Here is a 15,460-nt window from a genome sequence, read left to right on the forward strand (position 1 = left end):
AAAGTCTTGTCTAAGTTACTTTCCCTGTCTTACATTCGTTCCGCAGAAAGCGCTGTTATTCAAGGTAGGCGTTTTTTCATAAAAAATTTTCTCGTTCCTTGAAAAAGTATATGTTTGTCCGAGATGAACAAAATAATGGAAACGAGCGAAACTGGATGTGGAAGAATGTCAAACTTGCTTTGGTTTCTTGGATTAGTGCTCATTAGCATTGGCCTTATTTATATAACTTATAAGAAAACAGACTTTCGTTTTAATTTGGCGGTTTATTTCTTCACTATGGGTCTTGCTTTTTTAATGGAATATGTCGTATTGATTTTAGGTAACGCCTACTCCTATTATCCGAATGTCTTTTCAATCCATTGGTATGATGATGTTTTTGGTTCGAGTATTTCACAGGCTTTTTTTATTCCTAGTGTTTTAATGGCAATAGCGGCTTTTAGAATCCCCTTCAAGTGGATTATTTTAATAATAGCCTCTATATATGGAATAGAAGAGCTATTTCTGTGGCTTGGCATCTATGAACATAACTGGTGGAAATCCTGGTTTACCCCTGTAATATTGTTTGCGTCTGTGTTTGTAATAAAATGGTGGAGGAATAGGGTCGAGGGGCCATCTTTTTTTATCCAATTTATAACTGTGTATATGGCTATCACCACAATCTTTCAAGGAATCTCTTTTGGATTGACGGCTATCGTTGGATCTCATCATTATAAAATCGGCTGGTTTGAATCTCCTTATCAGGACCATGTAGCTTTCAGTGTTCTAATCTGGATTGTTTATGCACTGCTGCTGACAGTTGTGACAATAAAATATTATCAATTTAAATGGCTCTCATTATTATTTTTTGCTGATTTTGCATTTCATATTATTATGGAAAAGGTGGGCATTTTAGAAATAAGCTCTTTTTGGAATCCTATTTTCTTTAGTGTGATACTTATACTATTGCTTATGGTAATCAGGAAGTTAAATAATTATATGTTCCCGTCCATGCGATTAGCGCGAAACACTTAAAGTTGTTTTTTTTTAAGTAATATATAGTATAGAAATAAATTGGTATAATATACCACGTTTAAAACATTGACCTCAAACATAGACGATGATATTATTTAAGAACAGCTTTCAAAAACATCTTAAAAAACTATTATTGATTTTTGTTGACGCGGAAGGCTGTAAATGATATTGTATTAAAGTTGCTTAAAGATAGCAACTGACAGATTGATCTTTGAAAACTGAACGAACAATACGTCAACGTTTAATCATTAGTCTTTTTTGAAAAGACAATCAGAGCTTAATCAACTCTTATATGGAGAGTTTGATCCTGGCTCAGGACGAACGCTGGCGGCGTGCCTAATACATGCAAGTCGAGCGGACAGATGGGAGCTTGCTCCCTGAAGTCAGCGGCGGACGGGTGAGTAACACGTGGGCAACCTGCCTGTAAGACTGGGATAACTCCGGGAAACCGGGGCTAATACCGGATAACTCTTTTCCTCACATGAGGAAAAGCTGAAAGATGGCATCTCGCTATCACTTACAGATGGGCCCGCGGCGCATTAGCTAGTTGGTGAGGTAACGGCTCACCAAGGCCACGATGCGTAGCCGACCTGAGAGGGTGATCGGCCACACTGGGACTGAGACACGGCCCAGACTCCTACGGGAGGCAGCAGTAGGGAATCTTCCGCAATGGACGAAAGTCTGACGGAGCAACGCCGCGTGAGTGATGAAGGTTTTCGGATCGTAAAACTCTGTTGTCAGGGAAGAACAAGTACCGGAGTAACTGCCGGTACCTTGACGGTACCTGACCAGAAAGCCACGGCTAACTACGTGCCAGCAGCCGCGGTAATACGTAGGTGGCAAGCGTTGTCCGGAATTATTGGGCGTAAAGCGCGCGCAGGCGGTTCCTTAAGTCTGATGTGAAAGCCCCCGGCTCAACCGGGGAGGGTCATTGGAAACTGGGGAACTTGAGTGCAGAAGAGAAGAGTGGAATTCCACGTGTAGCGGTGAAATGCGTAGAGATGTGGAGGAACACCAGTGGCGAAGGCGACTCTTTGGTCTGTAACTGACGCTGAGGCGCGAAAGCGTGGGGAGCAAACAGGATTAGATACCCTGGTAGTCCACGCCGTAAACGATGAGTGCTAAGTGTTAGAGGGTTTCCGCCCTTTAGTGCTGCAGCAAACGCATTAAGCACTCCGCCTGGGGAGTACGGCCGCAAGGCTGAAACTCAAAGGAATTGACGGGGGCCCGCACAAGCGGTGGAGCATGTGGTTTAATTCGAAGCAACGCGAAGAACCTTACCAGGTCTTGACATCTCCTGACAACCCTAGAGATAGGGCGTTCCCCTTCGGGGGACAGGATGACAGGTGGTGCATGGTTGTCGTCAGCTCGTGTCGTGAGATGTTGGGTTAAGTCCCGCAACGAGCGCAACCCTTGATCTTAGTTGCCAGCATTCAGTTGGGCACTCTAAGGTGACTGCCGGTGACAAACCGGAGGAAGGTGGGGATGACGTCAAATCATCATGCCCCTTATGACCTGGGCTACACACGTGCTACAATGGATGGTACAAAGGGCTGCGAAACCGCGAGGTTAAGCGAATCCCATAAAACCATTCTCAGTTCGGATTGCAGGCTGCAACTCGCCTGCATGAAGCCGGAATCGCTAGTAATCGCGGATCAGCATGCCGCGGTGAATACGTTCCCGGGCCTTGTACACACCGCCCGTCACACCACGAGAGTTTGTAACACCCGAAGTCGGTGGGGTAACCTTTTGGAGCCAGCCGCCTAAGGTGGGACAGATGATTGGGGTGAAGTCGTAACAAGGTAGCCGTATCGGAAGGTGCGGCTGGATCACCTCCTTTCTAAGGAATATTTACAAGAAACGTGACGTTCTTTGTTCGTTCAGTTTTGAGAGTTCAATCTCTCAATGAAAGATTCGTTCTTTGAAAACTAGATAATGTTAATGAAGAAGCAATAACCGAGTAATCGCCATCTTAGTTTTTTTCTCTTATTTAAAAATAAGTAAGAGCACAAACCATGAGGACGATGAGCGGCAAGGAGATTAAGGAAGCGACCGAGTGAGCACCGAAGCGTACTTTAGTACGTGAGGAGCGGAGCGAGAGAGCTGACGCAGAGATCCGCAGTCGATCAGCGGCCGAAGTAGGTTAAGTTAGAAAGGGCGCACGGTGAATGCCTTGGCACTAGGAGCCGATGAAGGACGGTACTAACACCGATATGCTTCGGGGAGCTGTAAGTAAGCTTTGATCCGGAGATTTCCGAATGGGGAAACCCCCTATCCGTAATGGGATGGGATCCTTATCTGAATACATAGGATATGGAAGGCAGACCCGGGGAACTGAAACATCTAAGTACCCGGAGGAAGAGAAAGCAAACGCGATTCCCTGAGTAGCGGCGAGCGAAACGGGATTAGCCCAAACCAGGAGGCTTGCCTCCTGGGGTTGTAGGACACTCTACACGGAGTTACAAAGGAACGAGGTAAATGAACAGGTCTGGAAAGGCCGGCCAGAGAAGGTAAAAGCCCTGTAGTTGAAACTTCGTTCCCTCCAGAGTGGATCCTGAGTACGGCGGGACACGAGAAATCCCGTCGGAAGCAGGGAGGACCATCTCCCAAGGCTAAATACTCCCTAGTGACCGATAGTGAACCAGTACCGTGAGGGAAAGGTGAAAAGCACCCCGGAAGGGGAGTGAAAGAGATCCTGAAACCGTGTGCCTACAAGTAGTTAGAGCCCGTTAATGGGTGATAGCGTGCCTTTTGTAGAATGAACCGGCGAGTTACGATTACATGCGAGGTTAAGTTGATAAGACGGAGCCGCAGCGAAAGCGAGTCTGAATAGGGCGAATGAGTATGTGGTCGTAGACCCGAAACCAGGTGATCTACCCATGTCCAGGGTGAAGTCCAGGTAACACTGGATGGAGGCCCGAACCCACGCACGTTGAAAAGTGCGGGGATGAGGTGTGGGTAGCGGAGAAATTCCAATCGAACCTGGAGATAGCTGGTTCTCTCCGAAATAGCTTTAGGGCTAGCCTCATGTAGTAAGAGTCTTGGAGGTAGAGCACTGTTTGGACTAGGGGCCCCCATCGGGTTACCGAATTCAGACAAACTCCGAATGCCAAAGACTTATCCATGGGAGTCAGACTGCGAGTGATAAGATCCGTAGTCAAGAGGGAAACAGCCCAGACCACCAGCTAAGGTCCCAAAGTATACGTTAAGTGGAAAAGGATGTGGAGTTGCTTAGACAACCAGGATGTTGGCTTAGAAGCAGCCACCATTTAAAGAGTGCGTAATAGCTCACTGGTCGAGTGACTCCGCGCCGAAAATGTACCGGGGCTAAACGTATCACCGAAGCTGTGGATTGACATCTTCCGATGTCAGTGGTAGGAGAGCGTTCTAAGGGCGTTGAAGCCAGACCGCAAGGACTGGTGGAGCGCTTAGAAGTGAGAATGCCGGTATGAGTAGCGAAAGATGGGTGAGAATCCCATCCACCGAATGCCTAAGGTTTCCTGAGGAAGGCTCGTCCGCTCAGGGTTAGTCGGGACCTAAGCCGAGGCTGAAAAGCGTAGGCGATGGACAACAGGTTGATATTCCTGTACCACCTCTTTACCGTTTGAGCAATGGGGGGACGCAGGAGGATAGGGTAAGCGCGCTGCTGGATTAGCGCGTCCAAGCAGTTAGGCCGGTAACGAGGCAAATCCCGTTACCACACAGGCTGAGCTGTGACGGCGAGGGAAATTTAGTACCGAAGTTCCTGATTCCACACTGCCAAGAAAAGCCTCTAGCGAGGGAAAAGGTGCCCGTACCGCAAACCGACACAGGTAGGCGAGGAGAGAATCCTAAGGTGAGCGAGAGAACTCTCGTTAAGGAACTCGGCAAAATGACCCCGTAACTTCGGGAGAAGGGGTGCTCATTAGGGTGAATAGCCCTGATGAGCCGCAGTGAATAGGCCCAGGCGACTGTTTAGCAAAAACACAGGTCTCTGCGAAGCCGCAAGGCGAAGTATAGGGGCTGACGCCTGCCCGGTGCTGGAAGGTTAAGAGGAGAGGTTAGCGCAAGCGAAGCTTTGAATCGAAGCCCCAGTAAACGGCGGCCGTAACTATAACGGTCCTAAGGTAGCGAAATTCCTTGTCGGGTAAGTTCCGACCCGCACGAAAGGCGTAACGATCTGGGCACTGTCTCAACGAGAGACTCGGTGAAATTATAGTACCTGTGAAGATGCAGGTTACCCGCGACAGGACGGAAAGACCCCGTGGAGCTTTACTGTAGCCTGATATTGAATTTTGGTACAGCTTGTACAGGATAGGTAGGAGCCTGAGAAGCCGGAGCGCCAGCTTCGGTGGAGGCGTCGGTGGGATACTACCCTGGCTGTATTGAAATTCTAACCCGCGCCCCTGATCGGGGCGGGAGACAGTGTCAGGTGGGCAGTTTGACTGGGGCGGTCGCCTCCTAAAAAGTAACGGAGGCGCCCAAAGGTTCCCTCAGAATGGTTGGAAATCATTCGCAGAGTGTAAAGGCACAAGGGAGCTTGACTGCGAGACCTACAAGTCGAGCAGGGACGAAAGTCGGGCTTAGTGATCCGGTGGTTCCGCATGGAAGGGCCATCGCTCAACGGATAAAAGCTACCCCGGGGATAACAGGCTTATCTCCCCCAAGAGTCCACATCGACGGGGAGGTTTGGCACCTCGATGTCGGCTCATCGCATCCTGGGGCTGTAGTCGGTCCCAAGGGTTGGGCTGTTCGCCCATTAAAGCGGTACGCGAGCTGGGTTCAGAACGTCGTGAGACAGTTCGGTCCCTATCCGTCGTGGGCGCAGGAAATTTGAGAGGAGCTGTCCTTAGTACGAGAGGACCGGGATGGACGCACCGCTGGTGTACCAGTTGTCTTGCCAAAGGCATCGCTGGGTAGCTATGTGCGGAAGGGATAAGTGCTGAAAGCATCTAAGCATGAAGCCCCCCTCGAGATGAGATTTCCCATAGCGTCAAGCTAGTAAGATCCCTGAAAGATGATCAGGTTGATAGGTCAGAGGTGGAAGCGTGGCGACATGTGGAGCTGACTGATACTAATCGATCGAGGACTTAACCAAGTCATATTGGTAATTACTCGGCAACTGCTTCTTCATGCATTATCTAGTTTTGAGGGAACGAAGTTTCTTCAAACCAAATAGTCCGGTGGCGATAGCGAGAAGGTCACACCCGTTCCCATACCGAACACGGAAGTTAAGCTTCTCAGCGCCGATGGTAGTTGGGGGCTGTCCCCCTGTGAGAGTAGGACGCTGCCGGGCAAAAGAAAGAGCACCTGTTGGGTGCTCTTTTTTGTGCAGTTGCATGATTTTTCGATTAAAAAAACTGTATTGGGGCTCTTTCAGAGGAATTATAAATCCGTGCAAATCTGGTCAACATATGTGCCACTCTCATATATATATTTATATGCCACTCCATATATCTCCGGCTTCTAAATAAACGAAATATGTTCTCTGCAAAGGTTGTCTGCAGCGCAGTTTTAAAGATACTACTCAATATATTCTTCTCTATTTACCGAATGGGTGGAATATGTATTTAAAACAAAAGTTTATAAGCCTGCAATCCAAAATAAATCCCAAAGCCAATCAAGGACATTCCAGATAAAACTGAAATAAGAGCGAGAATTTTTCCGGTTAAAAATCTTCTAAAGCTGCTGGCGACAGCTGCCATTGTTACATCCCAGAGAAGAAGACCTGTAAAAATCGCTCCGCTGTATAAAACAACATGGGCCTTGTCATACTCAGCTGCTGTTTTTGCAAGGATGGAACCATAGATGCCGAGCCAAAACAGTATTGTTAAAGGATTTGACAATGACATGAGAAATCCTGACATAAAGGATTTAACTTTAGATTCATTTTTAGTCCTTACGCTTGATACTACTTTGCCGGCGCTTAATAAGGTTTCCAAACCTGTATATACCAGGACAAAGAATCCAAAGCACCATAAAAAAGCTTTCATAAATGGAATCTCAAGAAAATGTACTATACCCAAATATACGGCCGCCATATAAACTGCATCTGCTGTTATAGCTCCCAGCCCCACAAGCCAGGCGTGGAAAAAACCATTTTTTATCCCTTTATCCAATTGCGCAGCATTTATTGGACCAATTGGTGCCGCAAGCGATAGACCCAAGAAAACATAGCCTAGAAATATGCTCATATGTGTACAACCCCTAACTGCCAAAACATGTTTGTACAAAGTGTATTCAGAATATAGGAAGGATAGGACAACTATTTAATCCGGAGCAAGGTGCACCTGCCCGGGGCACACTTATAAGATTGTTGTATTGTATTTATCACACCATAGACAGAGCATTCAGTTTCGCAGGAGGCGGAAATAACACCAATCTGTTGGTGATTGAGGCTTGGGGTTGTTTTTGACTTGGGCGGATTCGGACTCTGACTGCAGTTTTAATGCGTTTTGTGTCCGAAGGTATCTCAAGTTCGGACTCAAACAGGAGTGTTCCAGCGCTCTGAGTCCGAAGTTGTCCCAAGTTTTGACTCTAACAGGTGCTTTCGTGAGTTTTGAGTCTGAAGGTATCTAAAGTTCGGACTTAAACAGGAGTGTTCCAGCACTCTGAGTCTGAAGTTGCCCCAAGTTCTGACTCTAACAGGCGCTTTCGTGAGTTTTGTGTCCGAAGGTATCTAAAGTTCGAACTCAAACAGGAGTGGTCCAGCATTCTGAATTTGAAGTTGTCCCAAGTTCCAACTCTGACTCGCGCTTTCCAGCATTCTGTGTCCTAAGTTTTCCCGTGTGCGGGCTATCAAAAATGACTGCTTCACACTTTTAACAAAGCAAGCATAAATTTCTCAGCGATGCAAAAAATAAACTGAAAAAAGCAGAGGAGAGTGTTTCTTATGGATGCAAAGCGAGTGAAGCAAATTCTTTCATCATCAGCAGATATCGAAGTAAGATACAATGGTGCTTCCGTGTGGATCGATAAGCTTAATGAAGATGGGAGAACAGCGACAGTACATTTACGCGGCCCGCTTGAAGAAAGGTCCGAGGTGGAAATAGGAGAACTGACTGAATTGTAATATGACATTAAGCCGCCAGCACTGGCGGCTTTTCGTCTATATATCCTGATTGGATTCAGTTTCTGCCCGTTCATTTAAGTACTTATTCTCAGCAGAAGCAAAGTTTACTGACTGCAGGCTAATTTCTTTGTCAATTCCATACAGATCTTTGCCCGTGTCTTCTAAATTTTCATGCCTTCTATCCACATCATCGGCCTCCTTTTTAAGTGTTTCCGTTAGTATAAACAGAGATTTTCAATAACATGAAAGGGAAATTATACTTGAAAATCCGAAATTTATACCATTTTGAATTCAGAACTTTACATAGGGTACCGGGGTATAATATAATTAATATTAAGGAGGCTGATCAAATGGCTTTTGATTTGGAAAATGAGGATTTATCTGCTGCCAGCTGCTCGGTTGAGTCGGAGCGAAAAAGTCATCATTCAGAAAAAGTTAAGAAGAATTTGACTACCCGATTAAATCGAATTGAAGGGCAAATACGCGGGATAAAAGGACTTATTGACAGAGACGTGTATTGTGACGACATAATAACACAAATTTCTGCAACTCAGTCCGCTTTGAATAGCGTAGCCAAGCTATTGCTTGAAGGCCATTTGAAAAGCTGTGTTGTGGATCGAATCCACGAAGGCGATGAAGAAGTGCTTGATGAATTTTTAGTCACAATCCAGAAGTTAATGAAAAAATAACGGGAGGCTGCATTATTATGGAAAACGTAACTTTAAAAGTAAGCGGAATGTCATGCGGACATTGTGTAAAAGCGGTAGAGGGCAGTGTCGGCAAATTAAATGGTGTGGATAAGGTAGCAGTGGACCTTGATAATGGTCAGGTGAAGGTTCAATTTGACTCATCTGCAGTTTCACTTGAACAAATCAAAGAAACAATTGACGATCAAGGCTATGATGTAGAGTAATCTAATTGGGAAGGAACGTGTGAACTAAATGCACGTTCTCTTTTTTTACAAATTAAGAAATTTGTCTAATTATATATGGTTGACATATAGGGTAGGAGGGTATAGTATATTAGTGTAAGGTACTTCGTTTGATAAAGGAGTGGGAGTGATGGGTGATGCGGCTCTGAAGGAGGTTCACCTTCCAATATCGGGAATGACATGTGCAGCCTGTTCATCTCGAATTGAGAAGGGGCTGAATAAGCTGGATGGTGTCCAGGAAGCAAGTGTCAATCTTGCATTGGAAAAAGCAGCGATAAAATATAATCCAGAAGTAACTTCTGTTGAAGCTTTTGAGAAAAAAATTGAGGATCTCGGTTATGCAGTAGTATCGGAGAAAGCAGAGTTCGAATTGCTTGGGATGACATGCGCAGCCTGCTCCGGAAGAATTGAAAAGGGACTTAATAAACTTCCTGGGGTAAAACATGCTGTGGTCAATTTGGCTCTTGAAACGGGCACTGTCGAATATAATCCCGAGCAAGTCTCAATCCAGGATATGATAAAGAAAGTAGAGAATTTAGGGTATCAGGCAAAAGTAAAAACGGATAAAGACCAAGAAATCGAAGGTTACAGGGAAAAGGATATCGAGAAGCAAAAAGGCAAATTCATCTTCTCATTAATTCTTTCCATCCCTTTATTCTGGTCCATGGTGGGACATTTCGAGTTTACATCCTTTATTTACGTTCCCGATATGTTTATGAATCCGTGGGTGCAGCTGGCGCTTGCAGCTCCCGTGCAATTTTTCATAGGAAAACAATTTTATGTTGGGGCGTATAAGGCATTAAAAAATAAAAGCGCCAATATGGATGTGCTGGTTGCACTGGGTACTTCTGCCGCTTTTTTCTATAGCTTATACCAATCATTATTATCAATTGGCAGCAATGGACATATGGTGGAGCTCTATTATGAAACAAGTGCGATCCTTATAACATTAATCATTTTAGGCAAGCTGTTTGAAGCGAGGGCTAAGGGGCGTTCTTCTGAAGCAATCAAAAAGCTTATGGGTCTTCAGGCAAAAACAGCAACTGTCTTAAGGGAAGGGGAAGAAATTGAAATTCCCCTGGAAGAAGTTATTGCTGGAGAAATCTTATTTGTAAAACCGGGTGAAAAAATTCCGGTTGATGGTGAGATTATCGAGGGACAGTCAGCATTGGATGAATCCATGCTGACAGGGGAAAGCGTACCTGTTGATAAAACAGCAGGCGACACAGTCATTGGATCCACCCTTAATAAAAATGGCTTCCTGAAAATTAAAGCCACTAAAGTTGGCAAAGATACAGCACTGTCACAGATTATTAAAGTAGTGGAAGAAGCACAAGGTTCCAAAGCGCCGATACAGCGAATGGCAGACAAAATCTCCGGGATATTTGTTCCTATTGTTGTGAGTATAGCAGTGGTTACATTCCTGGTATGGTATATATGGGTAAGTCCCGGCAATTTTGCAGAAGCACTGGAAAAATTGATAGCCGTCCTGGTGATTGCATGTCCATGTGCCCTGGGTCTGGCTACGCCAACTTCTATAATGGCAGGTTCTGGCCGGGCAGCGGAATATGGAGTTCTTTTTAAAGGCGGGGAGCACCTGGAGCTTACACATGAAATCACTACAGTCGTTCTTGATAAAACCGGAACAGTAACACATGGCAAACCGGTTTTAACGGATGTGTTTACGGAAGCCTGCGTTGAAGAAAGGGCATTTCTCCAGCTTGTAGGGTCTGCTGAGAAACAGTCTGAGCATCCATTGGCCGAAGCGATTGTGAAGGGAATAAAAGATAAAGGAATCACTCTATTTAATCCGCAGGAATTTGAGGCTATTCCCGGTTATGGGATTAAAGCAAAAGTGGAAGGCAAGAAGCTTCTAATCGGTACAAGAAGATTAATGGACAAATACGATATCAATGCCCAATCAGCCAAACTGAAAATGGAGACACTTGAGGAAAATGGAAAAACGGCAATGCTTGTTGCGGTCGATGGCAAATATGCAGGTATCGTTGCAGTTGCAGATACAATAAAGGAAACTTCCAGAAATGCAATCAATCGCTTAAAACAACTGGGGATTGAAGTCATTATGATAACCGGTGATAACAAACGTACAGCACAGGCAATAGCTGAGGAAGTGGGGATAGACTTTGCAATTGCAGAGGTTCTGCCTGAAGGCAAGGCAGAAGAAGTAAAAAAACTTCAAAACCAGGGAAAAAAAGTCGCCATGGTCGGCGATGGCATAAACAATGCTCCTGCACTTGCTGTTGCTGATATAGGAATGGCGATTGGAACCGGTACAGACGTTGCGATGGAAGCAGCAGATATTACTCTAATGAGAGGGGATCTGAATAGTATCGCAGACGCCATCCTAATGAGTAAAAAAACCATAAGGAATATCAAACAAAATCTTTTCTGGGCATTTGCATACAATACACTTGGCATCCCAGTAGCTGCATTAGGGTTCCTTGCTCCATGGCTTGCCGGTGCAGCAATGGCTTTCAGCTCCGTATCTGTCGTTTTAAACGCACTTAGATTACAACGAGTAAAAGTAAGTGAAAAAAACGTTTAATTGGAAGGGGCAAATTTAAATGAAGAAATGGGCAGGTGCAGCGATTGCTTATCTGGTACTTGTAATAGCTGGTTATGCGGCATATGATTCTTTTTGGGCTAAGCCAGAGCTGGTACCACATGATATTGAAATCGAAAATCATGAATAATAAATGACCGGGCAGAGGGGAATCCTCCTCTGCCCGTTTTTCGCAGATTAATAAATTGTAATTTATTTCTCGATATGATAGAATCGTCTACAATATATAGTATGGATTTTTAAAAGTAAAAACTACATATAGATCGTGATTGGTGTCCTATATGGACTTAATAGGGAATTCGGTGAAAAACCGAAGCTGTCCCCGCAACTGTAAGTGCAGACGAAAAAAGCATGCCACTGTACAAAGCGCTTCATGGCGCTAGTATGGGAAGGGCTTTTAGTAGAGTGAAGCACAAGCCAGGAGACCTGCCAGGGCGATCGAAAGTTTCTTATCTCCGGGGATTGAGATGATGAAACGATCGCGTAATGGCCGTTTGTTCATCTGCTTCCTGCTATTATACTATCGTTTGATCCGCTCATTTTCCGGGCGGATTTTTATTTTGCCTTTAGGAGGAAGTAAAATGGTCCAAACCATACAACCGATAGAAATTTTAGAAGAACTTAAGACTGAATTTCCACAGCTTGGCATTGAAAAACTGGTAAAAAGGTATGAAGATATGAGTCAGCTGAGAGCAGAGGCCATGTATGACCAGCTTATTCTTGATTGTTTATCTTTTATCAGCATTGAAGAGCCTGATTGGACGTTTGCCGCTTCACGTCTGCTTCTTAAAAAGCTCTATATCGAGTCCGGAAAAAACAGAGGATGCGAGCCGGATGATTCCTACACACATTTTTATACGCTAATTAAACGTCTGACCGCTTTGGGAATTTATGAACAGGATTTATTAGATGTGTATTCAAAGGATGAGATAAATGAGCTGTCCCATTTTATTAAAAAAGAAAATGACCGTTTATTTACATATTTGGGGCTGAAAATGCTGGCAGATCGGTATCTTGCCAGGGACAAACAGAGAAAACTCTATGAGCTTCCACAGGAGCGGTTCATGATCATCAGCATGGTTCTGATGAAAAAGGAGCCGAAGGACAAGCGTCTTAAGCTTGTTAAAGAAGCGTATTGGGCAATGAGCGGGTTGTACATGACTGTTGCCACTCCGACCCTTTCTAATGCAGGGAAAAACTGGGGTCAGCTTTCAAGCTGTTTCATTGAGACCGTTGATGACAGTCTTGATGCCATTTATGACAGTAATACCGATATTGCATCACTTTCCAAAAATGGCGGAGGAATCGGAGTTTATTTGGGGAAAATCCGCAGCAGAGGCAGTGATATTAAAGGGTTTAAGGGGGCATCTTCAGGTGTGATTCCCTGGATGAAGCAGCTGAATAACACAGCTGTCAGTGTCGACCAGCTTGGACAAAGGCAGGGTGCTATAAGCGTCTATCTGGATGTCTGGCATAAAGATATTTTCTCGTTTCTTGATGCAAAGCTTAATAATGGAGATGAAAGGCAGCGGACACATGATTTATTCACAGGTGTCTGCATTCCTGATTTATTTATGGAAAAAGTGGAAAGCCGCGGATATTGGTATTTATTTGATCCCCATGAAGTCCGCACAGTCATGGGCTTTTCTCTGGAGGATTTTTATGACGAAGGAATAGGCAAAGGTTCATTCCGCCAGAAATATAAAGAATGCATTGATAACCCGAATCTATCAAGGGAAAAAGTTCCTGCTATCGAGATCATGAAATCCATTATGAGAAGTCAGCTTGAAACCGGGACACCATTCATGTTCTACAGGGATGAGGTTAATCGGAAAAATGCCAATTCACATTGCGGAATGATTTATTGTACCAACCTTTGCACTGAGATCGTACAAAACCAAAGTGTTACTAAGAGGGTTGAAGAATATACAAGGGATGGGAGAATTATTATCGAAAAACAGCCGGGAGACTTCGTTGTCTGCAATCTTTCATCCATCAATCTTGCACGGGCCATAAGTGAAGGAGTCCTTGAAAGGCTTGTGCCCATTCAGGTGCGAATGCTTGATAATGTTATTGATATAAATAGAATTCCAGTTCCTCAGGGGCATATAACAAATCAAAAGTACCGTGCGATTGGACTGGGGACTTTTGGCTGGCACCACCTTCTTGCACTGAAAAAGATCACATGGGAAAGCGAAGAAGCAGAAGAATTCGCTGACATTCTATATGAACAAATTGCTTTTTTAGCGATAAAAAGTTCTATGAATCTGGCAAAAGAAAAAGGTAGCTATTCAGCCTTTAAAGGCTCTGATTGGGAAACGGGTGCTTACTTTGAAAAGCGGGGATATCTGGAGGCAAAGCCAGAAATGGACTGGACAGGATTGAGCAGGGAGGTAAAGGAATTCGGCATCCGAAACGCCTATCTGATGGCGGTTGCCCCTAATGCATCTACTGCATTAATTGCAGGAAGCACACCGAGTATTGATCCTATATTTAACAAGCAGTATTCCGAAGAGAAAAAGGATTATCGAATCCCTGTTACAGCCCCTGATATTAACAGTGAGACCATCTGGTACTACAAATCTGCCTATCATATTAACCAGGAGTGGAGCATCAGGCAGAATGCTAACAGACAAAAGCATATAGATCAGGCTATTTCATTTAATTTCTATATACCTAACCATATTAAAGCTATCGATCTTTTAAATCTGCATCTTTCAGCATGGAAGAATAAATTAAAAACAACTTACTATATCCGTTCAACTTCATCAGAGGTTGAAGACTGCGAATCTTGCTCAAGCTAAAGGAGGACCCTTATGAATACTCTAAAAAAACGCCAAATTATTAATCAATCGGCGCCTAATAAATCAACTTCAATCATCAATGGAGAATGCTCCAATATCCTTAATTGGGATGATGTCCGCTTCTCATGGGCCTATCCAAAGTATAAAAAAATGCTTGCTAACTTTTGGACGCCCTTTGAAATAAACATGTCACAGGACATTAAGCAATTTCCGGATTTAACGAAAAGTGAACAAGATGCATTTTTGAAAATTATTGGGCTGCTTGCATTGCTCGACAGCATCCAGACGGATTATGCCGGTAAAGTTGCTGATTATATTACCGATTCAAGCATATCAGCACTCATGATCATACTTGCACAGCAGGAGGTGATTCATAATCATTCCTATTCCTATGTTCTATCAAGCCTTGTTGCCAAACAAAAACAGGATGAGGTTTTTGAATTCTGGCGGACAGAACCTATATTGGCTGAAAGAAATGAATTTGTTGTGAACGGATATAAAGATTTTGCAGAGAATCCAAGTGCGGAGAACCTGCTGAAATCCATTGTGTTTGATGTCGTTCTGGAGGGGCTTTTCTTTTATTCAGGCTTTGCATTCTTTTATCACCTGGCAAGAAATCAGAAGATGGTTGCCACCTCAACAATGATTAATTACATCAACCGGGATGAACAAATCCATGTAGATTTGTTTGTTAAAATTTTTAAAGAAATTCTTAAGGAAAATCCGGAGCTTAATACTAATGAATTAAGTGAATTCGTCCAGGAGACTTTTGAAAAAGCAGCTGAACTGGAAATTGAATGGGCCCGCGATGTGATCGGCAGCAAAACAGAAGGCATCCTGCTGTCTGACGTTGAAGCTTATATCAAATTTTATGCCAACGTCCGCTGCAACCAGCTGGGATATGAACGGCCATTTGAAGGCTATAGGACCAATCCTCTCCGCTGGATAGTAGCCTATGAGGAGGTTGATCACGGGAAGTCCGATTTCTTTGAGCAAAAATCACGGCAATATACTAAAGTTCAAATAGATAATGGGTTTGACGAATTATAGAAAAGATATATATTAAAAAAGATTCTGCT

The 15,460-nt window shown here is 44.2% G+C and carries 10 protein-coding genes, 3 rRNA genes and 1 riboswitch; of the genes, 11 read left to right on the forward strand and 2 right to left on the reverse strand.

Translation table 11 applies throughout. The annotated features are described in order from the left end of the window. Positions 1 to 165: 165 nt before the first annotated feature. From NYE23_RS04305 to rrf, 4 genes are all read left to right on the forward strand, one after another. Positions 166 to 1,011 (forward strand): hypothetical protein, encoded by an 846-nt coding sequence (locus NYE23_RS04305; protein WP_341075727.1) that lies wholly within the window; start codon positions 166 to 168, stop codon positions 1,009 to 1,011. A 289-nt stretch (positions 1,012 to 1,300) separates the two neighbouring features. After that, a 16S ribosomal RNA gene (locus NYE23_RS04310) occupies positions 1,301 to 2,851 on the forward strand. Between the two features lie 301 nt (positions 2,852 to 3,152). Then, a 23S ribosomal RNA gene (locus tag NYE23_RS04315) occupies positions 3,153 to 6,088 on the forward strand. 81 nt (positions 6,089 to 6,169) lie between these two features. Beyond that, a 5S ribosomal RNA gene (gene rrf / locus NYE23_RS04320) occupies positions 6,170 to 6,286 on the forward strand. Together the 16S, 23S and 5S rRNA genes form the textbook arrangement of a ribosomal RNA operon. A 274-nt stretch (positions 6,287 to 6,560) precedes the next feature. On the opposite strand, the gene NYE23_RS04325 is transcribed toward rrf, so the two are convergent. Next, positions 6,561 to 7,184, reverse strand: a complete 624-nt coding sequence (locus tag NYE23_RS04325; RefSeq protein WP_341075728.1) for a LysE family transporter — start codon at positions 7,182 to 7,184, stop codon at positions 6,561 to 6,563. 698 nt (positions 7,185 to 7,882) lie between these two features. Here NYE23_RS04325 and NYE23_RS04330 point away from each other — a divergent pair. Next, positions 7,883 to 8,062, forward strand: a complete 180-nt coding sequence (locus tag NYE23_RS04330) for an H-type small acid-soluble spore protein (RefSeq protein ID WP_048011339.1) — start codon at positions 7,883 to 7,885, stop codon at positions 8,060 to 8,062. Between the two features lie 36 nt (positions 8,063 to 8,098). On the opposite strand, the gene NYE23_RS04335 is transcribed toward NYE23_RS04330, so the two are convergent. Further along, entirely contained in the window at positions 8,099 to 8,248 is a 150-nt protein-coding gene (locus NYE23_RS04335; RefSeq protein WP_341075730.1) for a hypothetical protein, read from the reverse strand. Between the two features lie 164 nt (positions 8,249 to 8,412). On the opposite strand from NYE23_RS04335, the gene NYE23_RS04340 reads away from it, so the two are divergent. From NYE23_RS04340 to NYE23_RS04365, 6 genes are all read left to right on the forward strand, one after another. Beyond that, complete coding sequence (locus NYE23_RS04340; RefSeq protein ID WP_341075731.1) at positions 8,413 to 8,751, forward strand: metal-sensitive transcriptional regulator; 339 nt, start codon at positions 8,413 to 8,415, stop codon at positions 8,749 to 8,751. A 17-nt stretch (positions 8,752 to 8,768) separates the two neighbouring features. Continuing rightward, a complete protein-coding gene (gene copZ / locus NYE23_RS04345; RefSeq protein WP_341075732.1) occupies positions 8,769 to 8,975 on the forward strand; it encodes a copper chaperone CopZ in 207 nt (68 codons plus the stop codon). Between the two features lie 148 nt (positions 8,976 to 9,123). Beyond that, complete coding sequence (locus NYE23_RS04350) at positions 9,124 to 11,559, forward strand: heavy metal translocating P-type ATPase (RefSeq protein ID WP_341075734.1); 2,436 nt, start codon at positions 9,124 to 9,126, stop codon at positions 11,557 to 11,559. Between the two features lie 19 nt (positions 11,560 to 11,578). Continuing rightward, complete coding sequence (locus NYE23_RS04355; RefSeq protein ID WP_341075736.1) at positions 11,579 to 11,707, forward strand: hypothetical protein; 129 nt, start codon at positions 11,579 to 11,581, stop codon at positions 11,705 to 11,707. Between the two features lie 123 nt (positions 11,708 to 11,830). Next, positions 11,831 to 12,024, forward strand: a riboswitch (cobalamin riboswitch). A 134-nt stretch (positions 12,025 to 12,158) separates the two neighbouring features. Further along, positions 12,159 to 14,381: a ribonucleoside-diphosphate reductase subunit alpha gene (locus NYE23_RS04360; protein WP_341075738.1), complete on the forward strand. Its 2,223-nt coding sequence runs from the start codon at positions 12,159 to 12,161 to the stop codon at positions 14,379 to 14,381. Positions 14,382 to 14,393: 12 nt separating this feature from the next. After that, a complete protein-coding gene (locus NYE23_RS04365; protein WP_341075740.1) occupies positions 14,394 to 15,431 on the forward strand; it encodes a ribonucleotide-diphosphate reductase subunit beta in 1,038 nt (345 codons plus the stop codon). Positions 15,432 to 15,460: the final 29 nt, after the last annotated feature.

This window comes from Cytobacillus sp. FSL H8-0458 (assembly GCF_038002165.1).
In the GTDB taxonomy this organism is placed as follows: Bacteria; Bacillota; Bacilli; order Bacillales; family Cytobacillaceae; genus Cytobacillus.

Coding starts and splice junctions, on each gene's coding strand:
- NYE23_RS04305 (WP_341075727.1), top strand. CDS start 166: ATGTCAAACTTGCTTTGGTTTCTTGGATTAGTGCTCATTAGCATTGGC.
- NYE23_RS04325 (WP_341075728.1), bottom strand. CDS start 7,184: ATGAGCATATTTCTAGGCTATGTTTTCTTGGGTCTATCGCTTGCGGCA.
- NYE23_RS04330 (WP_048011339.1), top strand. CDS start 7,883: ATGGATGCAAAGCGAGTGAAGCAAATTCTTTCATCATCAGCAGATATC.
- NYE23_RS04340 (WP_341075731.1), top strand. CDS start 8,413: ATGGCTTTTGATTTGGAAAATGAGGATTTATCTGCTGCCAGCTGCTCG.
- copZ (WP_341075732.1), top strand. CDS start 8,769: ATGGAAAACGTAACTTTAAAAGTAAGCGGAATGTCATGCGGACATTGT.
- NYE23_RS04350 (WP_341075734.1), top strand. CDS start 9,124: ATGGGTGATGCGGCTCTGAAGGAGGTTCACCTTCCAATATCGGGAATG.
- NYE23_RS04355 (WP_341075736.1), top strand. CDS start 11,579: ATGAAGAAATGGGCAGGTGCAGCGATTGCTTATCTGGTACTTGTAATA.
- NYE23_RS04360 (WP_341075738.1), top strand. CDS start 12,159: ATGGTCCAAACCATACAACCGATAGAAATTTTAGAAGAACTTAAGACT.
- NYE23_RS04365 (WP_341075740.1), top strand. CDS start 14,394: ATGAATACTCTAAAAAAACGCCAAATTATTAATCAATCGGCGCCTAAT.